This window comes from Advenella incenata, from assembly GCF_004217095.1.
Taxonomy (GTDB): domain Bacteria; phylum Pseudomonadota; class Gammaproteobacteria; order Burkholderiales; family Burkholderiaceae_B; genus Advenella; species Advenella incenata.
In genome coordinates, this window is the sequence record NZ_SHKO01000002.1 from 358,242 (window position 1) to 382,732 (window position 24,491).

20 protein-coding genes are annotated in these 24,491 nt (G+C 50.1%); 16 read left to right on the forward strand and 4 right to left on the reverse strand.

The window, feature by feature from the left end; all coding sequences use genetic code 11:
* Positions 1-46: 46 nt before the first annotated feature.
* Positions 47-865, reverse strand: a complete 819-nt coding sequence (locus EV681_RS12915) for an IclR family transcriptional regulator (RefSeq protein WP_130304208.1) — start codon at positions 863-865, stop codon at positions 47-49.
* 285 nt (positions 866-1,150) lie between these two features.
* On the opposite strand from EV681_RS12915, the gene EV681_RS12920 reads away from it, so the two are divergent.
* The 9 genes from EV681_RS12920 to EV681_RS12960 all read left to right on the forward strand — a co-directional run bounded on the left by EV681_RS12920 (position 1,151) and on the right by EV681_RS12960 (position 11,725).
* Positions 1,151-2,230: an ABC transporter ATP-binding protein gene (locus tag EV681_RS12920; protein WP_130304209.1), complete on the forward strand. Its 1,080-nt coding sequence runs from the start codon at positions 1,151-1,153 to the stop codon at positions 2,228-2,230.
* 2 nt (positions 2,231-2,232) lie between these two features.
* Positions 2,233-3,105 (forward strand): ABC transporter permease, encoded by an 873-nt coding sequence (locus EV681_RS12925; RefSeq protein WP_207227066.1) that lies wholly within the window; start codon positions 2,233-2,235, stop codon positions 3,103-3,105.
* Between the two features lie 3 nt (positions 3,106-3,108).
* Entirely contained in the window at positions 3,109-3,900 is a 792-nt protein-coding gene (locus EV681_RS12930; protein ID WP_130304210.1) for an ABC transporter permease, read from the forward strand.
* 37 nt (positions 3,901-3,937) lie between these two features.
* Complete coding sequence (locus EV681_RS12935) at positions 3,938-4,228, forward strand: (2Fe-2S)-binding protein (protein WP_128393088.1); 291 nt, start codon at positions 3,938-3,940, stop codon at positions 4,226-4,228.
* Positions 4,225-5,610, forward strand: a complete 1,386-nt coding sequence (locus EV681_RS12940) for an FAD/NAD(P)-dependent oxidoreductase (protein WP_130304211.1) — start codon at positions 4,225-4,227, stop codon at positions 5,608-5,610. Before EV681_RS12935 ends, EV681_RS12940 begins: the two co-directional genes overlap by 4 nt.
* Complete coding sequence (locus EV681_RS12945) at positions 5,598-6,722, forward strand: NAD(P)/FAD-dependent oxidoreductase (protein ID WP_130304212.1); 1,125 nt, start codon at positions 5,598-5,600, stop codon at positions 6,720-6,722. The genes EV681_RS12940 and EV681_RS12945 overlap by 13 nt, the downstream gene beginning before the upstream one ends.
* A gap of 34 nt (positions 6,723-6,756) precedes the next feature.
* The gene (locus EV681_RS12950; protein ID WP_130304213.1) at positions 6,757-7,818 is read left to right on the forward strand and encodes an ABC transporter substrate-binding protein; all 1,062 of its coding nucleotides are present in this window, start codon (positions 6,757-6,759) and stop codon (positions 7,816-7,818) included.
* A 301-nt stretch (positions 7,819-8,119) separates the two neighbouring features.
* The gene (locus tag EV681_RS12955; protein ID WP_207227067.1) at positions 8,120-9,838 is read left to right on the forward strand and encodes a tannase/feruloyl esterase family alpha/beta hydrolase; all 1,719 of its coding nucleotides are present in this window, start codon (positions 8,120-8,122) and stop codon (positions 9,836-9,838) included.
* Between the two features lie 504 nt (positions 9,839-10,342).
* Complete coding sequence (locus EV681_RS12960) at positions 10,343-11,725, forward strand: GntP family permease (RefSeq protein ID WP_207227068.1); 1,383 nt, start codon at positions 10,343-10,345, stop codon at positions 11,723-11,725.
* A gap of 4 nt (positions 11,726-11,729) precedes the next feature.
* Here EV681_RS12960 and EV681_RS12965 read toward each other — a convergent pair whose 3' ends face one another.
* Entirely contained in the window at positions 11,730-13,691 is a 1,962-nt protein-coding gene (locus EV681_RS12965) for an FUSC family protein (protein ID WP_130304215.1), read from the reverse strand.
* A 357-nt stretch (positions 13,692-14,048) separates the two neighbouring features.
* Positions 14,049-14,924 (reverse strand): hypothetical protein, encoded by an 876-nt coding sequence (locus tag EV681_RS12970; protein ID WP_130304216.1) that lies wholly within the window; start codon positions 14,922-14,924, stop codon positions 14,049-14,051.
* A 375-nt stretch (positions 14,925-15,299) separates the two neighbouring features.
* Here EV681_RS12970 and EV681_RS12975 point away from each other — a divergent pair, with 375 nt between their 5' ends.
* A complete protein-coding gene (locus EV681_RS12975; protein WP_130304217.1) occupies positions 15,300-16,445 on the forward strand; it encodes an alpha/beta fold hydrolase in 1,146 nt (381 codons plus the stop codon).
* Between the two features lie 48 nt (positions 16,446-16,493).
* Here the strand turns inward: EV681_RS12975 and EV681_RS12980 are convergent, their stop codons facing one another.
* Positions 16,494-17,771 (reverse strand): capsule biosynthesis protein, encoded by a 1,278-nt coding sequence (locus EV681_RS12980; RefSeq protein WP_130304218.1) that lies wholly within the window; start codon positions 17,769-17,771, stop codon positions 16,494-16,496.
* 318 nt (positions 17,772-18,089) lie between these two features.
* On the opposite strand from EV681_RS12980, the gene EV681_RS12985 reads away from it, so the two are divergent.
* The 6 genes from EV681_RS12985 to wecC all read left to right on the forward strand — a co-directional run bounded on the left by EV681_RS12985 (position 18,090) and on the right by wecC (position 24,317).
* Positions 18,090-19,163 carry a KpsE/RkpR family capsule polysaccharide export protein gene (locus EV681_RS12985; RefSeq protein WP_242612246.1) on the forward strand — a complete coding sequence of 358 codons (1,074 nt, stop codon included), beginning with the start codon at positions 18,090-18,092 and terminating at the stop codon, positions 19,161-19,163.
* Positions 19,164-19,207: 44 nt separating this feature from the next.
* Positions 19,208-20,344: a polysaccharide biosynthesis/export family protein gene (locus EV681_RS12990; protein WP_242612247.1), complete on the forward strand. Its 1,137-nt coding sequence runs from the start codon at positions 19,208-19,210 to the stop codon at positions 20,342-20,344.
* Between the two features lie 14 nt (positions 20,345-20,358).
* Positions 20,359-21,150, forward strand: a complete 792-nt coding sequence (locus EV681_RS12995; protein ID WP_130304221.1) for an ABC transporter permease — start codon at positions 20,359-20,361, stop codon at positions 21,148-21,150.
* Entirely contained in the window at positions 21,147-21,806 is a 660-nt protein-coding gene (locus EV681_RS13000; RefSeq protein WP_130304222.1) for an ABC transporter ATP-binding protein, read from the forward strand. The genes EV681_RS12995 and EV681_RS13000 overlap by 4 nt, the downstream gene beginning before the upstream one ends.
* Positions 21,807-21,888: 82 nt before the next feature.
* The gene (gene wecB / locus EV681_RS13005; RefSeq protein ID WP_130304223.1) at positions 21,889-23,010 is read left to right on the forward strand and encodes a non-hydrolyzing UDP-N-acetylglucosamine 2-epimerase; all 1,122 of its coding nucleotides are present in this window, start codon (positions 21,889-21,891) and stop codon (positions 23,008-23,010) included.
* A gap of 29 nt (positions 23,011-23,039) precedes the next feature.
* The gene (gene wecC / locus EV681_RS13010; protein WP_130304224.1) at positions 23,040-24,317 is read left to right on the forward strand and encodes a UDP-N-acetyl-D-mannosamine dehydrogenase; all 1,278 of its coding nucleotides are present in this window, start codon (positions 23,040-23,042) and stop codon (positions 24,315-24,317) included.
* Positions 24,318-24,491: the final 174 nt, after the last annotated feature.

The window sequence follows — 24,491 nt, forward strand, 5'->3', positions numbered from 1 at the left end:
CGCAGCATATTGCGATCGTAATAGATGTGGATTAAATGCGAGTCGCTTAGTTCGACAGCGCCATGTGCGGGCTGCCCAGCGCAGGATCAAAGGGATTCAGATTGCTGCTGATCGCTGCTGCTTCACGTTTCAGAATATCGACAATAAAGGGCAGGCGTTCCTGAGTCAGCCTCTCGGTAAGCACGCTCAGCCCGATGGCCCCTACCGGATAGCCTGTGGTATCGGTAAACGCCACAGCAATACCGCCAATCCCGGTCAGTTTGCCGGGGCCTGTGTTCAGCACATAACCGTTCTGCTGCGTCTGCTGGATTCTCGCGCGCAACTGCGGCTCATCGATCCCGTCGTCCTGGTAAAAGCGTGGGATGTTGAAAGCCAGGATGGCATTGCGCTCGCTTTCCGGCAAGGCAGCCAGAATGGCAATGCTTCCCTGGCCCAGACCGATGGGAATGCGTCCACCGATGCCGCCGGTCAGCGATTGCGTAATATAGCTGCCTTCCATTTTATCGATACACACCACGTCATAGCGGTCTCGCAAAAGCACAAACGCCGAATCCTGCAGTGTTCCCACAATTCTGAGAATGGAGCTGCGGCAGATGGCGCGCAGCGACGATTCCTGATGGTGCGCCCGGGCCACCAGGGAAAACAGCTCCAGCGTCAGCGCATAGGATTTGCTGCCCGTGCGTTGCACGACAAAGCCTTCGGCAATGAGCGTTTGCAACAGCCGGTGCACTGTCGCCTGGGAAAGTTCAAGCTGGCGGGCAATGTCGGTCACGCGCAACCCTTGCGGCCCTGCGTCACTGAGCAAACGCAAAATAGCCAAGCCTTTGGTAAGCACCCCTTGTGCGCCTGCTGATTGCTGGTCCATGATGATATTTTGTTAAATGAAATTAATAATTAAATATTATATATATTTTTCCGTTAAATGAAATATAAATAAAAATAATTTTATTGGTAGAAATACCAATATATAAATTGAGCCATGCAAGGGACAATTATCGGGCTTGAATACAACTGTCATAAACAGCGTGACAGTTGTGCATTACCCCTGATGCATTCACGTTGTTTACTGCCGTATCACCTCATACGATGCTGCATGTACGAAAAACAGTGCAGTCTGCGGAACCTATCAAAATGAACGAAGTGAGGACGTATGTCTTTTTTGAAGTTGCACGGCCTGACCAAAAAATTTGCGGACACCACCGCAGTCGATAACCTGTCTCTTGATGTTGCAAAAGGGGAATTCGTTTCGCTGCTTGGTCCGTCTGGCTGTGGCAAGACCACGACCCTGCAGATGATTGCCGGATTCGTTGACGTGACCGCTGGCAGCATCATTCTTGATGGCAAGGACATCACGTTTGCAAAGCCCAACGAAAGAGGGCTGGGGATTGTTTTCCAGACGTATGCGCTTTTTCCGCATATGACGGTGGAAAAGAACGTGGCCTTTGGTCTGGAAATGCGCAAGCTATCCGGCAGCGATATTGCCAAGCGCGTCAAGGATGCACTGGTCATGGCGCAACTGGAAAAATTTGCACAGCGTTATCCGCGCGAACTGTCGGGCGGCCAGCGCCAGCGCGTGGCTCTGGCGCGCGCTCTGGTCATCCAGCCGCCAGTGCTGTTGCTGGATGAACCCTTGTCGAATCTGGATGCCAACCTGCGTGAAGAGATGCAGTTCGAGCTGCGCCGGATTCAGCAACAGGCCGGCACCACCACTATCATGGTGACGCACGATCAGGCCGAAGCGCTGTCAGTCAGCGATCGGGTGGTCGTCATGCGCGAAGGCAAAGTCATACAGATTGATGAGCCTTATGTCATGTACGAGAATCCGGCCACACCCTTTATTTCCCGCTTTGTTGGCAAGACCAATACCTTTGCCGTCACGCTTACGGCGACAGAGCAGGGCCGCCAGTTCGATCTGGATGGTCATCGGATTACCCTGAAAAACGAGTCGGACATCGCGCCAAATGCAGGCACCTGTGAGGCTCTCATGTCATTGCGTCCCGAAAAGATCGAGATTGGCCGACAAGGCCAGGGGCGCTTTGCCGGTTCGGTCAAAAACAGTTTTTTTCTTGGCAATTTGTGGATGTACGAGGTGCAGACGACTTTCGGGCTGCTCATCGTGTCAGTCATCAATAACCACCAGCAGGTTTATAAGATCGGCGAGAACGTCAGCCTGGACTGGCATGAAAATGCACTCAAGGTACTGGCGGGCGAGCCTGCCGGAGATCTGTGACCATGACTCGTCCGGATCCTACCGCAGTAACGGCGCGTAAGTCGCGTCTGAGCTTTCTGGGCGCCATGCCGCTGACCCTGCTTTTTATCGGCCTGCTGATTGTGCCGCTGATGCTTACCATCGTGCTCTCATTCAGGCCTTACGATTACGACCTGGGCGTGCAAGCGGGCTGGACGCTCGAACAGTACATTGAAATATTCACCAGCAACTATACGCTCACGGTATTTTGGCGCACGCTCTGGATATCGGGCCTGGTCACCATTATCTGCGTACTGATCGGCGTGCCCGAATCGTATATCCTAAGTCGCATGAAAGCGCCGTGGAATTCTGTTTTCCTGCTGGTCATTCTGTCGCCTCTGCTTATTTCACTTGTAGTACGGGCTTTCGGCTGGAGCATGCTGCTCAACCCCATGTCGCCCATTGGCAAGCTTACCCAGATGATGGGCCTGGGGTCGCTGCTATACACCTCCTCGGCCGTGGTGATCGGCCTGGTGCATGTCATGCTGCCGTTCATGATCATTCCTGTGTGGACTTCACTCAACAAAATCGATCCGCAAACCATCAAGGCAGCATACTCGCTTAATGCCTCCAAATGGCAGACCATCAAGCGGGTCATTCTGCCGCAGGCCACGCCAGGCATTCTGTCGGGCAGCCTGATTGTCTTTGGCCTGTCCACCAGCGCGTTTGCAATTCCCGTGCTGCTGGGAGGCGGTCGGTCTCGCATGGTGTCCAACAGCATCTATGAGCAATTCATGATTGATTTGAACTGGCCCATGGGCGCGGCGCTGGCCATGCTGCTGCTGATCATGAATCTGGTCATTATGATGTCCTACAATCAAATTCTCGAGCGCTCCTATAAGCGCAGTTTGGGGTAAACAATGAAAAACGGACCCCTTTCTCTGCTATTTAACACGCTTGTCACGATCTTCATTCTTGCGCCGCTGGTTATTGTTTGCCTGGTCGCCTTCACACCGCAAGATGTGCTGTCCATTCCAACCACCAGTTTTTCACTGCGCTGGTTCCGGGCCGTCTTTAACGAATCAGGTTTCATTGCGGCATTCCAGACCAGCCTTTGGGTCGCCTTTGCCAGCGCTTCAATCAGCGCAGCATTGGCGCTGCCCGCCGCATTTGCCATTGCCCGCGGACAATTTCGTTTCCGGCATGTGGTCAATGGCCTGTTTCTATCGCCCTTGATGATTCCCAGCCTGGTCATGGGCGTTGCTCTGTTGCGCCTGTTTGCGATGCTGGGTGTTCGTGGCAGCCTGTTATGGCTCATACTCGGCCATGTCATCATCGTGACCCCGTATGTGATACGGCTGGTGCTCGGGTCCCTGGTGGGTTTTGACAAAAGTATTGAGCATGCGGCCGAGTCGCTGGGCGCGGGCAAGTGGACGGTGTTCAGGCGCATTACCTTTCCCCTGATCATGCCGGGTATTTTCGGCGGGTGGATCCTGGCCTTCATCAACAGTTTTGATGAGCTGACCATGTCCGTCTTTCTGACCTCGCCCACCACCATTACGTTGCCCGTAAAAATGTACATGTATGCGACCGAATCGATCAACCCGATGCTGTCTGCCGTATCGGCGCTCATCATTGTGCTGACTGCGATCACCATGTTCGTACTGGATCGCGTGTACGGACTGGATAAAATCCTGATCGGAAAGCAGTGATCATGGCAAATGCAATCATGCAGAAAAAGGCAAGCTGATGTCCGGGCTCTTTACGCGACTGGTTGATCAGCAGCGCAAGCCATGTCAGTTTTTTGTGAATGGTACGGCGTGTACGGCACGCATGGGCGACACGGTCATGACGGCGCTGCTGACCCTCAATGGGCATCTGCGTCTGACCGAGTTCACCGGTTCGCCGCGTGCGGGTTTCTGTTTGATGGGGGCGTGCCAGGATTGTCTGGTGTTGCAGGAAAACGGCGAGCGCGTGCGCGCCTGTTCTACGCTGCTGCAGGAAAATATGCGATTTGTAATACCGGAGCAAAACCGGTGAGGGCGCAGGCGCCGGTGCCGGTTATCGTGGGTGCGGGCCCGGCAGGCGTGCGTGCGGCCCAGGTGCTGGTGCAGGCCGGGCTGCGGCCCATTGTGATTGACGAAGCCCCCAAACCCGGCGGACAAATTTACCGCCAGCAACCTGACGGGTTTACCCGGGGCGCCCGCCAGCTTTATGGTTTCGAACACAGCAAAGCCACTGCACTGCACGAGACGGCAAGGCAAATGATCGCGTCTGGGCAGATTGATTATCGCCCTAACACCCTGGTGTGGGACGCGGATGCCCGGCAGTTGTATGTCACCTGTGATGGCAAGCATGATGCAATCGCTTACGAACGCGTCATCCTGGCGACCGGGGCCACCGACCGCGTATTTCCTTTTGCCGGCTGGACACTGCCCGGCGTTTACACGCTGGGCGGCGCGCAAATCGCCCTGAAGTATCAAGGTTGCGCGATCGGCAAGCGAGTCGTGCTTGCCGGTACCGGGCCGCTGTTGTATCTGGTTGCCTATCAATATTGCAAGGCGGGCGTGCGGGTGTCGGCGGTGCTCGATACCAGTCCTTTTCCCTCGTTGCGCCAGGGTGTGCAGGCCTTTGCCGCCGACGCAGCGCTGATGGCAAAGGGGGTCTATTACATGGCCTGGCTGCGGGCCCGCGGTGTGGCGATGGTGCATGGGGTCGCAGGTTTTGAAGCAGATGGTGTGGGCAGGGTCGAATCGGTCCGCTGGCGAATAAACGCCGCGTCGGCAATGCAGACCTTGCCCTGCGATGCTCTGGCCTGCGGCTTTGGCTTGCGTTCCGAAAACCAGTTGGCCAGTCTGCTGGGCTGCGATTTTGTGTTTGACGAACAGGATTGCAGCTGGCAACCGCAGGTGCAGCCTGGCGGGCAGAGCAGCCTCGCAAATGTGTATTTGGCCGGCGATGGCATGCGCATTGGCGGTGCCGATATGGCCGAACTGACCGGCCAGCAGTGTGCCTATAGCGTGTTGCAGGATTTGGGTATCCATTGCGATAAAAAGCAGGTGGCGCAACTGGCCCGCCGTATTGTCCGTGGCCGGAAAACGCGGCAGTGTATTGATCGCATGTTTGCGCCGCCGGCTCACTGGCTGGATGCGGCGGACGATACGCTGATGGTGTGTCGTTGCGAGGAAATTTGCGTGGGCGAAATCCGACAGATGCTGCGTGACGATCCACATTCAGGCCTGAACAGAATGAAAGCCCTGTCTCGCGTGGGTATGGGACGTTGCCAGGGCAGAATGTGTGTGGCGGGCGCCTCAATGCTGTTGGCGCATGAACAGGGGATTGCCCTGTCCGGCGTAGAGCGATTGCGCAATCAACCGCCGGTCAAGCCGATTCCGATAGGCGGAGCCGCATGCAAACCGTAAATGCCGATGTCCTGATTATCGGCGCGGGCATCATTGGCGCAAGCACGGCTTATTTCCTGTCAAAACAGGGCTTGCAGGTCTTGCTGTGCGATGCCGGACAAAGCGGCACCAAGGCCAGTGGCGTCAACTTCGGCGGCGTCAGGCGCCAGGGTCGGCCGTTGTCGCAAATGCCGCTGGCGGCACGATCGCACCAACTATGGGGGCAACTGTCCGAGTTGATTGGCATAGACGGCGAATATATTCGCTGCGGTCATCTTAAAGTCGCATTTACCCAGCAGGATCTGGATCGTCTGCAGGCATATAACCATAGCGTGGCATCCTGCGGTCTGGATCTGCAATGGCTGGATGCCGGGCAGGTGCATAGCCGTTACCCATGGTTAAGCACGGATATTGCCGGAGCATCGCTGTGTCCGGCAGACGGCCACGCCAACCCGCGACTGGTGTCGCCGGCCCTGTCCTGGGCGGCGCAGCAGGCCGGGACAAGGCTTATGGAGCATTGCCGGATAATCGATAGCCATTATGACGGTCGTCATTTTCAGTCGGAAACAGCAGACCACCAGCGTATCCAGTCTCGCTTTGTTGTCAATACGGCAGGCGCCTGGGCGGGGAACATCGCAGCCATGTTCGGTGAACCGGTGCCGCTGACCGAGATTTATCCGCAGATGGGCGTAACCGAACCGCTGCCGCCCACCATGAATGTGGTGCTTGGCGTACAGGGTGGCGGCATCTATGCCAGGCAGGTTGCCCGCGGCAATATTGTTTTCGGCGGCAGCCGGGCGCTCTCGTTGGCGGCCGGTTATGCCCGTCCGTCGCATCATAGTGTGAGCATGTTGCTTGCGCGACTGGCAGGGCTGATTCCCGGCATTGCAAATGCACATGTCATCAGGTTCTGGAGCGGCGTCGAAGGCGCTACGCCAGACCTGAACCCTTATCTTGGCCCTAGCAGCAAGACGCCAGGACTTTTCCATGGCTTTGGCTACAGCGGCGCGGGGTTCCAGGTTGGCCTTGCATCGGGAGAAGTGCTGGCGCAGCTTATTGCGACCGGCACCAGCCATATCCCGATAGATGACTTTCGAATTGACAGATTTACAGCTGATTCCGGCAAGCTGTAGGTCTCTTCATGCAATGCCGGCAAAAGGAACACAGATGAAATCAGTATCAGTAAAAAAACGTCCGGTCGTTGCGGCTTGCATGCTGGCTGTGGCCGGAATGCTGACGGGCGCAAACGCGAATGCGGAACCCAAAACGCTTTATCTTGGCATGAATGGCGGCGATATGCAGCGCGGGTTTGAGGAACATGTTTTTCCCGCTTTCGAAAAAGCCAACAATGTGAAGATTGTGGTGGTGCCAGGCACATCAACAGATGTTCTGGCCAAGGCGCAGGCATTCAAGGACAAGCCGCAAATGCATATCATGTTTCTGGATGATGGCATCATGAATCGCGCCACCAAGATGGGGCTGTGTGAGCCCATCAAGGATGACAAGGCCCTGTCCGAGTTGTATCCGGAAACGTTAATCGGCAAAAACATGGCAGCCGGCGTGGTCACGACCATGACCGGCCTGTCATACAACACCAAACTGTTCAAGGAAAACAACTGGGCACCGCCGACCTCCTGGAAAGACCTGGCCGATCCCAAGTACAAGGGCAAAGTGGTATTTCAGTCTGTGGCCAGCAGCACCTATGGTCTGCATGCCTTCATGATGCTCAACCGCATTGATGGTGGCGACGACAGCAATTATCAGGATGCGCTGACCAAGTTCAAAGACACCGTTGCCAAAAACGTGGTTGCCTATATTCCGAGTTCTGCCAAGATTTCAGAGATGACGCAAACCGGCGAGGCGGCCCTGTTTCCGCTTACGCCCACCGCCATCTATTCGCTGAAAGAGAAGAACCTGCCGGTGGAATATGTGGATCCGAAAGAAGGCTCTGTGCTGCTGGCGGTCGCCCAATGCGTCATCGCCAACAACAGCGAGCCTGAACTGGCGCAAAAGCTGGCCTCTTATCTGCTGTCGGTGCCAGCTCAGGAAGGTGCGCTCAAATTCGGACAGTATCCATCCAACAAAAATGTGGCCGCCAAAACCGAGCACAAGGAACTGCTGGGCGACTTTGAGAAATATATGAAGCACGTGGTCGTGGTCGATTGGGACAGCATCAATAAAGTTCGCCCGAAACTGAATCGCGACTGGAAAGAACAGATCGAACGATAAGACAGCCGAGACAAGGCAGGCCGGGCAGGGCACATGGCATAAGCTGCGGTGGCCAGCGTGACCTGAGGACAGCACGTCAGGAAAAGTGCGCTGGATAAAGTTCACTGGACAAGGCACATCGATCAAGGCGGACCAGATGAGGTTCGCCGGATAAGATAAAGCGATGCGCGGCGTGCCTGTCTTTCCCGTTGCAGTCCCAGCGCCACTGATCACGTCTGGCGCGGTCCTTTCCATTTTCATCAAAAGCATTTAGTATCTGATAAAAACTTACACAAATGCAATTGAAGAACGAGGAGAGGCCATGCCTGTTGTGTCATCGCGGTTTGTCACTACGTTGGGTGTCGTTTGCGGTCTGGCTATGGTCGCCGGTTGCGCCGCAACAGGCCAGGATGGTCAGGCCGCCCGGTCCTGCAGCGAGCTCAACGGCACCACCGTGCCTGCTGCTTCCATTGGCCTGGCCACGCGCGGTGCGACGGTCACGGCAACGCAATACCAGCCACCGGTCTCTGCCTCGCCCAAATCCCATCAGGGTTATTGCAAGGTGCTGGGCGACATTGCTCCGGTGGATCCCCAGGCGCCTGCCATCAAATTTCAACTGAATCTGCCTGCGCACTGGAACGGCAAGTCGCTCATGATTGGTGGCGGCGGTTACAACGGTGTGCCTGCAAAAACCACAGATCTGCTGCCCGCAGGTCCGGTGGACAAACCGGATCCTATCGGGCTGGGTTACGCCACCTACGGCAGTGATTCTGGCCATCAATTGGCAGACGATCCTGCCAATCCCGGCAAGTTTGCGCTCAACCAGGAAGCGCTGAGAAACTTTGCCTATGAAGCGCTCAAGAAAACCCATGACACAGCCCAGTACCTGATTGCCGGCCATTATGGCAAGAGTGCACAATTGAAATATTTTGCTGGCGGCTCTACCGGCGGTCGCGAGGCGCTTGCCGTGATCCAGAAGTGGCCACGCGACTTTAATGGTGTCATTGCCCTTTACCCGGCTTTTGCGGCAGCCGCGCTGGATTTGCAGTTTGGCCGGATTACGCGTGCACTCGCTCAGCCCGGCGCCTACCCCAATCAGCAAAAACGGGAAGTGCTGTACAAGGCCGGTATGCAGGCATGCGATGAGCTGGATGGCGTGCGCGACGGATTGATCAGCAACCAGCGCCAATGCAACCGGACTTTTGATCCTGCCAGGGCAACCGTGGATGGACGTCCCCTGCGCTGCGAGGGCGGTGCGGACACGGGCAACCAATGCCTGTCGGATGCGCAGATCAGGGCAATGAAAGTATTTGCGTCGGACATCGTGTTTAATCCGCCGCTCGGTAGTGGCGAAGTGCGCCATGCCGGATTCAACACCTGGGGAGTAGATCTGGGGCGCCCGGCGGGCGACAGTAAACTGCAGGCCACCGTCAATTACCTGAACCTGGGCTCGATTGCGCCGGCGTATCCCATGCCGCCCAACCCGGCGGGCAGTCAGAGCGTGCCCTACCATGCCGGGTTCTGGGATCAATGGGCCAAGTATTTCATCACGCAGGACCCTGCTTTCAATAGTTTGTCGCTGGATCCGACCCGACCCGGCAAATGGCGCAAGCGCATTAATGAGCTCACCCGGTTACAGGATATCAACCAGACCGACTTGTCTGCCTTTGCCGATCATGGCGGCAAACTGCTTATTGCCCATGGGGTTGCCGACGGCCTGGTGCCAACACGGGCGACCGAAAATTATGTACGGAGGGTGCGGGCAACCATGGGTAAACAGAAAGCCGATCAGTTCCTTCGATACTACGAAATTCCCGGCTATGGCCATGCGGTTAGCACGGTATTTAATGCCGGTTGGGATTCCCTGGGCGTATTGGAAAATTGGGTGGAGAAGGGCGCTGAACCTGGGCCGCAGGTGGTGGCAGACACTGCCGGCGTACCCGGCAGAACCCGTCCGCTTTGTGAATATCCGGCCTGGCCAAGATACACGGGTAGTGGCGATGTTAACCAGGCAGCTTCATTTGAGTGTGCGCGCCAGTAACGGGCCACCCATGACGCTTCTGGCGCAATAAGCGGGTGGGGCTCGCCGCCCCTAATGATCATTAATCGCTTGTAGTCAGACAACGTGGCTTTTCCGGATTGGCTGGTTCGGAGTCTGGTTGTCGCTATGTGCCGCCGTTATGATGTCGTTTCGTTCCATTAATGATGCATATCTTGCATATACGCCCTGTTTAGAACATTGGCGCAGGGTATTTCTTAATCCGTTTATATTCAAAGGCGCGCCGCCATCCATCTCGCAGTTGGCGATCTGACCAACTGACACCTGCATTCCTCGCATATTAACTAAGGGATAACGCTAATATAGTTAACCCTTGCCCAGTCCTGCAACATTAAATCCCTATAATGGCAGCCAATATTCCAATAAGCTGGAAAAATCAACTATTTATGGCTGACTTGGTACTGGGAAACAGCACCTGCTGGCCTTTTTCCCGTTTCCAAAAAACTGTCGCTTTATCCTGTAATCAAGGGGATTATTTTGTTAAGCATGATATCTATTGTGATATCTCTGGTTCTGCTGATGTATCTGGCGTACCGCGGATATTCCGTTCTGATCCTGGCGCCGCTGATGGCCGCGCTGGCCGTTCTGCTCTCTGGTGATGTTGCCCAGCTTTTGCCGATATACACAGAAACCTTCATGCCGGCGCTGGGTAAATACCTGCTGCAGTTCTTTCCCGTCTTTCTGCTGGGCGCGCTGTTTGGCCAGCTTATGGCAGACTCAGGCGCGGCTGCATCTATCGCCAACTGGATCATGCGCGTGCTTGGGCCCCGCCATGCCATTCTTACTGTTGTTCTGGCTTGCGGTATTCTGACTTACGGCGGCGTCTCGCTGTTCGTGGTTGCGTTTGCCATCTACCCTATTTCAAAAGTCATGTTCTACATGGCAGATATCCCCAAGCGCCTGGTGCCGGCCGCCATCGCCCTGGGCGCCTTTACCTTTACCATGACGGCGCTGCCCGGCACGCCGGCCATCCAGAACACCATCCCCATTCCCTACTATGGCACCAACGCTTTTGCTGCGCCTGGACTGGGCATTATTGGTGGTGTGATCATGTTCGGCCTGGGCATGTTGTGGCTCATGAGTCGCGCCCGCAAGGCAAAAGCCGCCGGTGAAGGCTATGGGGACCATAACGATGGCGTTGCCAACGAGGTCATCAGCACGGACCACAATATTTCTTTTGTCAGCAGCATCATTCCGCTGATCCTGGTGATCGGCATTAATGCCCTGTTTACCTATGGCATTTTCGAGGGCATGGATCTGACCTTCCTTAAGGAAAAATTCCCGGCATTGAATGTGAAAGGCGCGCTGGGCCTGTGGGCCATCATTATTTCGCTTGTTATTGCGTGCCTGTGGCTCATTATTACCCGGCTGCGTCACTGGACAAATCTGCAGGACACCATCAACAAGGGCGCCTACGGCTCTATGCTGCCCATTTTCAATACCGCCTCCGAAGTGGGTTATGGTGCCGTGATCGCCAGTCTGGCCGGCTTTGCCATTATCAAGGAATTCGTACTGGGCGTTGCACCCGGCAATCCGCTTATTTCCGAGAGTATTGCCATGACCTCGCTGGCCGGCATTACCGGTTCCTCATCGGGCGGCCTGAGTATTGCCCTGCAAACACTGGGAGCGGACTACCTGCGTCTGGCCCAGGAAAACAATATCAGCCCCGAACTGCTGCATCGCGTAGCGGTGATGTCGGCCGGCGGGTTTGATACGCTGCCGCATTGCGGCGCGATTATCACGCTGCTGGCCATCTGCGGACTGACTCATCGCCAGTCTTACCTGAATATTGCCGCCGTGACAATTGTGATACCGCTGATCGCTGTGGCTACGGTGATTACGCTGGGCACCATGTTCGGTTCGTTCTGACCAGTCACTCGTGATTGCGGCTGATGCCCGGGCGGTACGCGAAAAAGTCCTGTCCGGCCACCAGTGCCTCGGAAGCTGACCACAGCGCGGCTGTTACGTCTTGCTGCTGAACATCCCTGGCGTATTGCATAAGTGTGGCAGCCAGCGTACTGGGTTCGTCGGTAAACGTATTCAACTGTGCGTTCAGATCCTGCAGGATTGCACGGGTCTGCGGCGTCCAACTATCTTGCAAGCTGTGCAATTGCGCAATACTGTGCCCGAAATTCAGTGCTGATATCAGATGGGCCGGCGCCAGGCTATGTCGCTGGCCCGATTGCGCCAGATGGGCGGTCAGGCGCAGCGTCTGGCGAACCGACCGTGCCATCCATTGACCGGCCCCCAGTTTATCGCCGTTATTGATCAGCCTGAACAAATCGCGGTTGATGGTACGGGTGGCCTCATGCACATGACGGTCGCTGCGCCGGGGCAACAGAATGAAGCCGCCGGCCACAATACATGCCGCCACAATCATTGAGCCGGACTCGGCCATAACATCCATTGGCGTGACCACACGGGCGGGCAACATGGCCTGGCTGCCCAGCAAAAACGCCATCGTGGCATCCAGTGCAGGAAACCCGAACATCGTGCTGGCCCGCGCCATACCGCCTACAAGCAGGAACGGCAGGATAGAGGCCACAACCAGCCCTGTGCTGTGGATATGCGGAAAAATCGCAAGCCGGTAGCCAATTGCGATTATGGACCCCACGATAATACCCTTGAGCAGGAAAGGCGCCACGATTTGCGGTTTGACCATGGAGCCGAGCACCAATGAGAACATGGCCGTTGCCAGTGCGGTCATTTCGCCAATAAAAGAACCGCCCACATAGGCGAGCGACGCAGACACCAGTGTGATCAGGCCACACAACAGGCCGGTCTGACGGGCCAGCCCCCAGTTGGTGGCGGGGGCCAGCATGGGCGTATCCGGCCTGAACACAAACCGCGCCGACTCCTGGTCCGATGTTAACAGCCATTTGGCGCCCTTTAACAGACGTTGCAGATGCTGAGCGAGGGTTGAGTCTGTGGCCTGGGCCAAGGCCAGCGCCTCGTCTATATGTTGTGTGCTCAGGGTTTGATCGGCATTGTCTTTGGTCAGCGTGGCAATAGCCAACAGCGCATTGCCCAACTGCGGCGCCACGGGACGGCCCGGCCGGTTGTGCGTATGCAACCGGCGCGATGTCGCCAACAGGCCGATCGTAGAGACGATCATGGCATTGATCACCCGCTTGTTTTGTGCGGCAGCGGGCGACCCGGCCAGGATTGCGATGCCGGATGCTTCCAGCCGACTGATCTTTTGCAGAATCTCCGCCTCTTGTGCGGCGCCGTCTTTTGTTGTTCCGTTAAGCGTGGTTCCCAGAAGATAGCAGGCGCTTGCCGCCACTTCGCATGCAGACAGGTAGAACCGATCACGATCGGCATTGGGCGTGAGCAAGGCGGACGATAGGGTGATCATCAGCACACCGATAAACGTACACTCCACCCGGGCCAGCGCCAGTTGCATATAGTTCTCGGGCGTGAACATGCATGGAATGACCACAACCACAGCTGTAATCCCGGCCATCAGCGCCGCATACGATTGAACCCCATAAAGCAGGTGGGTCAGGGCACCAAACACCGCCACCCACAGCGCCAGCATCAACAGCGCAGCAATGGGGGTGTCCTGAATGAAATGAATCATGCCAAAACCGGCCAATGCGCCCAGCGCCGTGCCTACGACCCGATACAGCCCGCGTTCGAACGCCAGCCCGCGGGTCGCCTGGGCGACAACGAACACCGGCATGGCCGCCCAGAACGGATTGGGAATATGCAGAAAAGAAGCAATGGCAAACGCCAGCCAGGCACTGAATGCCAGTTGCAGCCCGTAAACCACCCCTTGCCTGTCCAGCCCGATTTTTTGGGCGAGGTGCCGAGGGAGGTTTTCTTTTCTCATCGGAAACTCGCCTTGGATTTGGACCTTTTAGTACTATTCAATAGAGTGCAAATCGATATTAGCGATTTGATATATTCACCAATTGTGATATACAAAAAAACAGAGTGACTTGAACAAAATAATAGCCTTAATAGGTTCCCGAATTAGCTAGTAATAGGGACTGGTAAAGAGAGTTCGGATCCTGCATGCTCTATATCCCTATGTTGATGGAGATAGGCAGATCTATCACACACGAAACGAAGCGAAAGTAATTCCGATCTCTAGGCACTTTGAAGTTATAAATTCATTGCTTTTATATTGGTGACATTACGAGCGCTATCGTCACCTATTTGTTGAAATCGGGAGCGAAAATAGTTTCTATATCCAGCCCAAGTTTTTCATTTTTTTTTCCAGAAAGCAAGCAAGAGCTATGTTCGCCTTATCATTTAAATGTGCTCCGTGATCACGAGCTAGGCTAACAGGCAGACAGCGATGAGATTGATTGCTCAGATCAGCCGGTGTCGGCGAGATTTCAGTATCAAACCAAACTTCAGGAGAATACAAATAGCTGGGGACGTCAAAATACTGTTTGCCGAAAACACGGGCATATTCAGTGTTAATATGTTCTATTTTAGCAAACAATTCAGGCGATGTTTTGTAGGCCTCAAAATTAGCGAAATGCCCTAGTACTGCTACTCGAGCGGTAGCTGTAGATAACCACTCAGAAGCCGTGACAGCAAGTTTTACAATGATATCCTGATTATTGATTACTGGGTTTTTTGCATTAAGATCATTCTTTCCGATCCACAGCAAAACAATATCTGATTCGCTGATTGGCTCTATATCAGGTATAAAATTATATTCGCTTGCGCTCAGGGTGTCAGTCCCAGATTTGCTTCGAGTAAAGGTGAAAGAGGTGGGCGACGAGGTTAACATCCCGTGGACTCCATTTAACTCGCCGCTGAATTTCCGCATGGCTGCACGTGGAAAAGAGTTCGTGACCTTTACCATTATTGATTCTTGAGCGTCGGCAGGAATGATTTTGGCAGGAATCCTAATATTGAATGGGCGTGCTCCAAGTCGGGCGATCGTATGATTACCCCATTCGCCATTTTGGCCGCCACCAATATACTTATATTGGTGGCTTTTAGCTATTGCTTCGATGAATGGGCCAACAAGGTATGCACTGCTGCTACCCCATATGCACAAACGCCTAAGTTGGGATTCCTCGTGCGATTTTTTTTTATCATCCATTTCTTTCAGCGCCGTTGAATTGGAGAGCAAGGTCTCGTTGTTGCAGCGAGCAAAAATTACAGCTAAAGTGTATTGTAATTCCAAACGTTCAGAACGCAGACTATCGCGGTTTGGAGTTTGGTTAGAAAGCCACAACTAAGCGGGATTACTAATTAATCACTATCCGTTTTCCTGAGTAGGTTGCCCAAACCGCTTCAATGTGATCAGTTTCTCCCTTATACTTATGTCCGAAGGCAGAGAATATATAGTCCTAATTGCTTCTTTGGGATTTATTGTTTGTCGTTTACGCCTAGCTTGAGTTTGAGAGAAACTTATATATGAATTTTCCTCCAGACACTGGAGCCGACGGTTTCATTAGTAAATTGATAAACTTCCATGTCAAATAATACACCTATGTCAGATAATACACTAGACGAAGTAAATGGTTTTAAGCGGGAAATAAAAATAACAGATGGTGGCATACTTCTATCTACTCAACCTGATCCCGACATTCAGTATGCATTTTATTTAAAAAAAGCAAAAGAAGTTCATAGAAACTACTATACCGAGGATGCTTCAGTACTATTTGATATAGAACCCGTCGCGGGCGATTACATTGCGTCCTTTTTTTATAAAAAAAATAATGAAATTAAAGCGATACGAACTTTTTTTTCGATCGATTCTGACAAACATATAATCATCGAAGAAAGAAAAAACTATGTTAAAACCGAGATCGCTTCAACCAATGAATATAGGATTGATTATTATGACGCAGGTTCCGACATAACATTCATTGTGTTCAATGGCACAGGATCCGGATTACATGCTGTGCCGTTTGGACTCAACTATTTGATGAAAAACGGCTATAACGTTGTTGCGTGTTTGCAGAATAAAAACCAATACCAAGGGCTTTCTTTTGAAGACTTTGAGCGTTTGGTTAAGCCAATCGTAAGCGGGAAAAAAACATTCCTTTATGGAAGTTCGTTGGGTGGATATTGTGCTGTTTATTATGCAGGAGCAGTGGATGGAACCGTGATTGCATCGGCTCCGAGAAATTCTGGCCATCCCGAATTGATTCGGCGATCGAGAGGCAGGTCAAAATTTAACGCTGATAATTTTAAGCATCCAGCAATTTCGGAAAATAAACGTACGATAAATCCCGTATATATATTTATTGATCCAACCTATAACTCAGATGTGTTTTTCTACAAAAGATTTATTGCTCCTACCTATCGTAAAGCGCAGAGACTGGAGTTTCCATTTGCTGGTCACGAAGTATTAATGCATGTTAAAGGCGCTGGACAACTACATAGCATTATTACTCGGATTGTCAATATGCAGGGTAGGATAACAATTGATACCTCAACAGAAACCGAATTTACCGATATTGGAAGAGCTAGGTATTATATTGCGCAAAAGAACAAAACAATGGCTATTGAATTCATCGAACGAGCTTTTAGTCGAGGCGATATAAATGAGCAAGCGTTTGCTACACTAGGGGTATTAAAGCGACGAGCACAATTGATAGATTCTGATGAATAGGATTATTCCCCTACAACGTCTCTTTTGGTTTTGTACTTAAATATGACATTAGCCATGTATATGACTATCGTTACGGAATTTCTTTAGTGGAACCAATGTAGTCTCTTTGTCGAGTCCCTGCCAGGCTAGTCCTGTTGCTGATTTTTCACCGCGGATACGTTTGTAGAAGTTGCCATTAATCTGCGTTGTAGCAATTAGATAACTGCGAAAAGCGCTGAACAGTTTCTTATCAACAATTTGATCTGCGGCCTCCATCCAAAATTCGTCTAGATCTCCCTGGAACGTTAGGCCTTTGAAGTCATACATTGCGCGTCCACAAACTTTCAAAGGCGAGCCATGTAGCAAAGCAGAAAGACCTACTGTGCTGTTGACCACTACGGTGCCTATTGCGTGATCCAACAAGGTTGGTAAATGTTGGTCGTGTATGTAATGTACCCGCCCTGAAAGATCATAAAGAAACTCTAATTGCTGAAGCCAGTTCGAATAGTCGTTATAGCCCCGATCCATGGGGTGATGTTTGATCACTAAATGAGTCCCAGCAGGAGCATATTTCGAAAACGATGTGACAACATGGCGAATAAATGTCTCGACTGTTGCGAAGTCAGAATGTGTATGAATCTGTGCGTCATTGTACACTTGCAGTGGTAGCAAAAAATACCGTTTTGACAGAGTTGTGGATAGTGTTTTTTCCATACTCCGTTCGGTGATGCGATAGTACGCCTTTCGTACAAAACTACGGATCCAAACATATCCTTCTACTATGTGCATTCTTCGATGATGTCGGTAATGCCAGAAAAAAGGTTTGAGTAAAAGACTGAAACTATAGTATAGGATCGCCCAAAACATCATGTGCAGAAAGGCATACCCTACTTGTTTTTCTACGCGTGGCGCAACGATGTCTTGATTAAAATAAAATTGAGCCTCTCTGGCTGCACTTGAATGATCATTAACTCCGTTTTTCTCTAAGGTAATAAAATTAGGCCTTATGTAGCCTTCTTCAAAAACGCCGATTTGCACGCCATATTGCACTGCGATTTGGTGGGCTACGATATGAATGGGGCGGCAATCTCCAAATAAGAAGACCAAATCAATATCTAAATCATTCAAAAGGTTTTCAAATGTACTACGCCATTCTCGTGGATGGCTTCTAAAATTAATCGCATGTTTCTTGTTGAAAAGCCAATCGCCACCATTGAAATTGATGGCATGTACTGTTGCGCCCTGTTGCTTCAGATCCAACGCAAAGCGTCGAAAAAAAGGACCGACAGGCCCTTGTAAAAGAAGAACGTTCTTGCCGTTGAAGGCTTCTATTCCGTCAATTATCACGACGACTTACGATTCCAAATTAAAGTAAAACATGTCCTCGGCGGAATGCCGCGATATGCGCCCAGAATATCTCAAATTTCAGGCAATTGTATTGTATCTTTTGGTAATAGACATTATCGTATGTTTCGGTTGGTTTTAAAAAACTCTTAAATATCATTAGTATAGATGTGATATAAAAACATCATATCAAGTAAAAAACTATGAGTTCTATGCAAAAACGCGGCCTACCTCAACTTTTTAATCTACAATTCTTTCACGTTTCAACCTACGCGTGGGCATTAGATGTCAAATTCGTCAAATAAAAGCCGGTTCTTGTTCATGGGAATTGTTCTCATTCCTATGATAATTGCAGTTGTCTATTATGTCGCGTTCGCAACTAATAGGTATGTGAGTACGGCCGAAATTGCTGTTCGACAGACAGATAATGCTAACCCTGCGATCAGTAACGCCCCCGGACTAGCATTATTACTAGGAGCAACTAACCCGACTTCTCGCGAAGAAACGCTATTTCTACGGCAATACATCTTGTCAAATGATATGTTACAAGTGTTGCAAGAAAAATTAAAATGGAAAGAGCACTATTCGGCAATTTATAGCGATCCAGTTTATTGGTTGAATAGTGACGCAAGCCAGGCCGACACGCTCGCATTTTATCAAAGAGTCGTCCAAGTGCACTTTGATGACGAAACTGGGCTATTGGAAGTAGAGGTAAGTGCATTCGACCCAGAATTTTCGCAAGCGGTTTTAAAAATTATTTTATCCGAAAGCGAGCGTTTTGTTAATGAATTATCACACAAACTCACTCGTGATCAATTGGCTTTTGTTGAGCGGGAGTTAGTGACTGCTCGTGCCAATTATGAAAAGAGAAAAGACGATTTACTTAGATTTCAAGCGAAAAATAATCTGGTAGATGCCGAAGCAACCATTACCTCGCGGTCGACGATGATTTCGACGATGGAAGGTCAGCTGGTTACGGAAAAGGCGAATTTGATAGCATTGATGTCTTCGTTGAATTCTGACGCCCCGCAAGTTCAACAGCAGCGGCGAAAAATAGCGGCAATAGAAAAGCAATTAAACAATGAAACACAGCGATTGATTGCACAGGAAGGGGGGTCGAAGCTCAACACGGTTGCAGCGAAATATCGGGATTTGGCGATCCAGTCTACAATTGCAGAAGAGGCGTACAAGATTAGTTTAGCGTCACTTGAAAATACTAAAATTGAAATAAATAAAAAATTCCGTAGTCTCGCAGTGGTCGTGAGTCCGAATTTGCCTGATAGCGCAGTATATCCGGAACGGCTTTACAATTTGCTTATTATTTTCATGGGGCTGTTGGCGCTATTGGGAGTCGTAAGATTTACGATCGCCACGATAGAAGATCACGTTGATTAGGTTGGTTGATTGGCGAATATTATTAACAATCAGATTTTTCACAAATGAATAACATGCAAATACAACCTTTCAGTCTTGTTCGTGCTCCCTGGAGTTCCGCCGGTAAATTGTTAGGAGTGTTGAGTATTCTCCTAGTTCTATCGGGATGCGGTTCCATTTTGTCTGGTGCTGGACCATATAGTAGCTCGATAACTTCGACCTCATCGGGGAAGGACAAAGATCTGCCATATAAATTAGTGGATTTATCACCAAGTAATCTGTCGGAGTATGCAAGACAGTCCACCCCGCCGGCGTCTGCGAATGTTTCAAAAACTGGCTCGACTAAAATTCAGTTGGTTCCTGGCGACGTGATTAAAATAATGATTTCCGACTCCGCGGAGGGAGGTGTTTTTGCGCCTTTATCTGCAGGCGGTACAGTATTCAATAATGTTCGAGTGGGGACTGACGGCACAATCTCGTTACCATATGCTGGAGCAATTAATGTTAACGGTTATACGTTAACTCAATTAGACAATGCCGTTCGCAAAAAACTAAAAGGTGCTGCCGCCACCGATCCCCAGGTTCATAGTGAGTTGGTTGGGGATTTATCGGGCTCTATTCTTGTTGCTGGAGCAGTAAAAACGCCGGGTCGTTTTTCAAGTTTACAGGGCCCATTAACAATTCTCGATGCCGTTAATATGGCTGGTGGTCCTATTCTTGAGCCGCACCTGATTAACGTTATCGTTCGAAACGGGAAGAAGGCTTACACTATAAATTACGACGAAGTGCTGAGTGGGAAAAATCGTCAAGTCTCACCTCGATCTGAAATTATTCTCGAGAGAGCGCGGCAGCGTTTCGTTGCTATGGGTGCCGTGAAAGAGCCAGGATTAAAGGATTTACCGAGCCGCAACCCAAGTTTGCTCGAGGTATTGGGGGCTGTGGGCGGTTTAGATGAGCGGTCAGCAGACCCTCAAGGCGTATTTGTATTTAGAATTAACGAATCGCCAGTCGAAGGTGAGCCCGCAGCAGAAGTATTTCGGTTGGATATGCGTAAACCAGAGGCAATCTTTCTTGCTCGAGCATTCCGGGTCTTACCTGAAGATGCCATTTACGTAACAAACGCTCCGATATACGAGTGGCAAAAAATTATTTCTCCGATAGTTCAAACATTGGTTTTAGGTAGAACCTTGTCTAGATTGTAATCACACGCAGAATTATGACACTTGAAAAACGGTCTTCCTTTCAAATCGTAAAATCGGTATTGTTTGCGCTAACACTTCGCGAATTGCGCGGGCGATTTGGTGCGAGACGGTTCGGCGTGTTTTGGGTTTTTTTTGAGCCCGCAGCACAAATAGCGTTGTATATGATGGTGTTCTCTTTCAAGAATGTGACGGTTAGAAGTGGGATAGATTTTCCATTGTTTTTGGTGACGGGAATGATTCCATTCTTCATGATGAGGAATATTGCGCTTCAATCGATGTCCGCGGTAGACGCAAATAAAGCTTTGTTTGCTTATAAACAAATTAAGCCTCTCGATACTTTGATTGCTCGCGCTATGATAGAGATTATTATTTATCTTACCGTGTACCTCATATTCATGCTTGTCCTCGGTATCGTGTTCCAGTACGAAGTAACTATGATCGACCCCTTGCGCTGGGTCGCGGTGTTGGCGACCGGCTTGACATTCTCTTTTGCCCTCGGTTTGCTATTGTGTATGCTTGTGGAGGCCCTGCCAGATGTTAAAAGCTTTGTGAGATTATTGTTCTTTCCTGTATATATCCTCTCTGGAGTTTTATATCCGATATGGCTTCTGCCAAAGGCAGCGATGGACTGGTTATTGTGGATTCCGTACGTGCATATTATTGATGAACTCCGACTAGCTACGTTCCCGCATTACCCGGATCACGAGGGAGTGAATCTTTTCTACCCATTTAAAGTGACAGTTTTCTTGTTATTGATTTCAATGGGGCTTTATCGCATACGTCGATTGAAATTGGTGGCTTCATGATCGAGGTCCGTAATATCACAAAGTCCTATATGACTACTACGGGGCGAGTGGTGATTTTCCGTGATTTGTCCTTTAGCGTTCCGTTTGGGAGAAATATTGCACTGATTGGCCGTAATGGTGCGGGGAAATCGACGCTTATGCGCATGATTGCCGGCTTGGATATGCCTGATCGCGGTCGAATTCTCACTACAGGCTCTATTTCGTGGCCAGTTGGCTTGTCAGGTGGATTTCAAGGATCGTTGACAGCTAGAGATAATGTTAAATTTGTAGCCCGAGTGTACGGAGCGTATGGAGATAAGCTACGCCAAGTCGTACAGTACGTAGAAGAATTTGCAGAAATTGGCGACTATTTTGATCGGCCTGTAAAAACCTTTTCCTCAGGTATGCGTTCACGTGTAGCTTTTGGGCTCAGTCTTGCCTTTGATTTTGATTATTATTTAATTGATGAGGCAATGTCGACGGGTGATGCTCATTTCAAAAATAAAGCACAAGCTGCATTTAAGGAAAGAATAAGTCGGTCTAACATTATCATGGTCTCGCACAGTATGTCTCAAGTAAGACTGATGTGTGACTATGTCTTATTAATTCAAGACGGAAAAGTAATCCCATTTGAGGACGTAGAGGAAGGTGTGCGAATGTACGAAACAACATGTTAATTGAATGCTATGTTGGTTTCATAAAGATGCCACTCGCCATAATTACAATTATAATTAGAGGCATCTAAATTAAGAGGATTAAATGAAAGTTCTAACCGTGTTTGGTACACGACCGGAGGCCATTAAAATGGCTCCATTGGTCAAATTGCTCGAAATTGACGACTTTTTTGAAAGTATGGTGTGTGTAACTGCCCAGCACCGCCAGATGTTGGATCAGGTGTTAAATTTATTCGATATTGTTCCAGATTACGATCTGAATATTATGAAGCCTGGTCAAACTCTGGCTGGGATTACGACTGAAATATTAAATCGGCTTGAAGCTGTATTGGCTGAAAGTAAGCCGGATCTCTTGCTAGTACATGGAGATACATCCACTACTTTTGCTGCTAGTTTAGCTGCTTATTATCACAAAATCCCGGTGGCCCACATTGAGGCTGGCTTGCGAACTGGCGATATATATTCGCCGTGGCCTGAGGAAGCAAACCGTAAACTCACCGGTGCACTTGCGAAATTTCATTTCGCTCCGACAACTCAAGCAGAGGAAAATCTGATCAATGAGGGTGTCGACAAAAAGAACGTTTTTGTGACAGGGAATACCGTCATAGACGCGCTCTTGTGGGTAAAAGAAAAACTGGCTATTGATGAATCCCTCTCAGCTCGTATTGCGAATCAGTTCCCGTTCTTACGAGCTAGTAGCAAATTAGTCTTAATTACTGGGCATCGGCGGGAAAATTTTGGTAGTGGATTTATAAATATTTGCACAGCAATAAAATCGCTGGCGGTACGTTTTCCAGAGACTGATTTTTTATATCCGGTCCATCTGAATCCGAACGTTCGCGAGCCAGTGAACCGAATTCTTGGGGGGGTATTCAATGTTCATCTGATCGAACCTCAAGATTACCAGCCATTCGTGTATTTAATGAGTCGTGCTTCAATAATACTTACCGATTCGGGTGGTATTCAAGAAGAGGCTCCGTCTTTAGGTAAGCCGGTGCTGGTAATGCGTGACACAACAGAGCGACCAGAGGCAGTATCGGCAGGGACCGTTAAGCTAGTTGGGACGGATGCGGAGCACATTGAAAGTCAAGTTGCCATTTTGTTATGTGACGACGATGCGTACCGCCAAATGAGCTTCGCTCATAATCCGTACGGAGATGGTAAAGCATGTGAACGGATTGTGGATGCAATCCGCAATCGTTCGTGAATCCAGCCGAAAAATTAATAGGAAAGTAAATGACAATTCAATCAGCATCAACCGTGGTTTCTGTTATCGGGCTAGGTTACATCGGTTTGCCGGCAGCGGCAATGTTTGCATCCAGAAAGGTGCAAGTTATCGGAGTGGACGTCAATCAACATGCGATTGATACCATAAATCAAGGGAAAATCCATATTGTCGAGCCTGAGCTCGATATGATCGTTCAAGCTGCGGTTTTGGGCGGGTATTTAAAAGCGACAAATAGCCCCGAGCCGGCTGATGCGTTTTTAATAGCTGTTCCAACTCCATTTAAAGATAATTACGAGCCAGATTTATCGTATGTTTTAGCTGCGTCTAAATCGATCGCGCCAGTCTTGAAAAAGGGCGATGTAGTGATATTGGAATCGACGTCGCCGGTTGGAACTACGGAGAAGATGATCGAAATACTGGCCGAGGCAAGACCTGATTTGAAGTTTCCAAGCAGTGGTGAAAGTAAAGATATGGATGTGCATGTGGCTTATTGCCCAGAGCGTGTTTTACCAGGTCATGTCGTTCGCGAATTGGTTCAAAATGATCGTATCATTGGTGGGATCACGAAGGCATGTTCTCAAAAGGCAATTGATGTATATCGCATTTTCGTCGAGGGCGAGTTGCTAGTAACTGATGCTCGAACGGCTGAGATGAGTAAATTGACAGAGAACTCGTTTCGAGACGTCAATATAGCATTTGCGAATGAGCTTTCTCTTATTTGCGACAAGCTTGGGATTAACGTATGGGAACTAATCAAATTAGCTAATCACCATCCGCGTGTGAACATATTGCAACCCGGGTGCGGAGTGGGGGGGCATTGCATAGCCGTAGATCCATGGTTTATTGTTAATAAAACCCCTGACGAAGCTCGGATGGTTAGAATGGCTCGAGAGGTCAACGATCACAAGCCTGAGTGGGTGCAGGAAAAAGTACATTTGGCGGTACAAGATTTAGTGAATGCTGGGAAAAAAACTGCGGAAATCAAGATAGGCTGCATGGGACTGGCTTTTAAACCGAATATTGATGATCTTCGTGAGAGCCCTGCTCTCGAAATCACTTTGGCATTGGGCAAATCGTATCCTGGACAGGTTACTGCAGTAGAGCCGAATATTGAGGCGTTACCATCATCATTGCAATCGGTCAAGATTGCGTTGAGCCATAATTTGGACGAAGTAGTAAAAAGCTCCGATATATTGGTGATACTTGTCGATCACAAGGAGTTCGTAGATAGAAAACCAGTTCTTGAATCAATGCAGCGATTGGTCGACACCAAAGGGATCTGGTAGAAAAATGTAAATGATCGGTGCATTAAGATCGTTCCGTGCGGATGAGTACGGAACGATCTCGATTGGATATGGTTATAAAGCACATATATGCTATATCCGAAGAAACGTTAACTACTGAGTTGTATTGGAAGTAGTTTAGTTTTCTATTGTTTGATAGATCGTATCGCTGAAATT

Bases quoted from the DNA above. Each gene is read 5' to 3' on its own strand.
- EV681_RS12975 (WP_130304217.1), top strand. From the start codon at position 15,300: ATGTCAAATAATACACCTATGTCAGATAATACACTAGACGAAGTAAAT.
- EV681_RS12970 (WP_130304216.1), bottom strand. From the start codon at position 14,924: ATGGATGATAAAAAAAAATCGCACGAGGAATCCCAACTTAGGCGTTTG.
- EV681_RS12960 (WP_207227068.1), top strand. From the start codon at position 10,343: ATGATATCTATTGTGATATCTCTGGTTCTGCTGATGTATCTGGCGTAC.
- EV681_RS12920 (WP_130304209.1), top strand. From the start codon at position 1,151: ATGTCTTTTTTGAAGTTGCACGGCCTGACCAAAAAATTTGCGGACACC.
- wecB (WP_130304223.1), top strand. From the start codon at position 21,889: ATGAAAGTTCTAACCGTGTTTGGTACACGACCGGAGGCCATTAAAATG.
- EV681_RS12930 (WP_130304210.1), top strand. From the start codon at position 3,109: ATGAAAAACGGACCCCTTTCTCTGCTATTTAACACGCTTGTCACGATC.
- EV681_RS12935 (WP_128393088.1), top strand. From the start codon at position 3,938: ATGTCCGGGCTCTTTACGCGACTGGTTGATCAGCAGCGCAAGCCATGT.
- wecC (WP_130304224.1), top strand. From the start codon at position 23,040: ATGACAATTCAATCAGCATCAACCGTGGTTTCTGTTATCGGGCTAGGT.
- EV681_RS12950 (WP_130304213.1), top strand. From the start codon at position 6,757: ATGAAATCAGTATCAGTAAAAAAACGTCCGGTCGTTGCGGCTTGCATG.
- EV681_RS12990 (WP_242612247.1), top strand. From the start codon at position 19,208: ATGAATAACATGCAAATACAACCTTTCAGTCTTGTTCGTGCTCCCTGG.
- EV681_RS12985 (WP_242612246.1), top strand. From the start codon at position 18,090: ATGGGAATTGTTCTCATTCCTATGATAATTGCAGTTGTCTATTATGTC.
- EV681_RS12925 (WP_207227066.1), top strand. From the start codon at position 2,233: ATGACTCGTCCGGATCCTACCGCAGTAACGGCGCGTAAGTCGCGTCTG.
- EV681_RS12915 (WP_130304208.1), bottom strand. From the start codon at position 865: ATGGACCAGCAATCAGCAGGCGCACAAGGGGTGCTTACCAAAGGCTTG.
- EV681_RS12995 (WP_130304221.1), top strand. From the start codon at position 20,359: ATGACACTTGAAAAACGGTCTTCCTTTCAAATCGTAAAATCGGTATTG.
- EV681_RS12945 (WP_130304212.1), top strand. From the start codon at position 5,598: ATGCAAACCGTAAATGCCGATGTCCTGATTATCGGCGCGGGCATCATT.
- EV681_RS12965 (WP_130304215.1), bottom strand. From the start codon at position 13,691: ATGAGAAAAGAAAACCTCCCTCGGCACCTCGCCCAAAAAATCGGGCTG.
- EV681_RS12955 (WP_207227067.1), top strand. From the start codon at position 8,120: ATGCCTGTTGTGTCATCGCGGTTTGTCACTACGTTGGGTGTCGTTTGC.
- EV681_RS13000 (WP_130304222.1), top strand. From the start codon at position 21,147: ATGATCGAGGTCCGTAATATCACAAAGTCCTATATGACTACTACGGGG.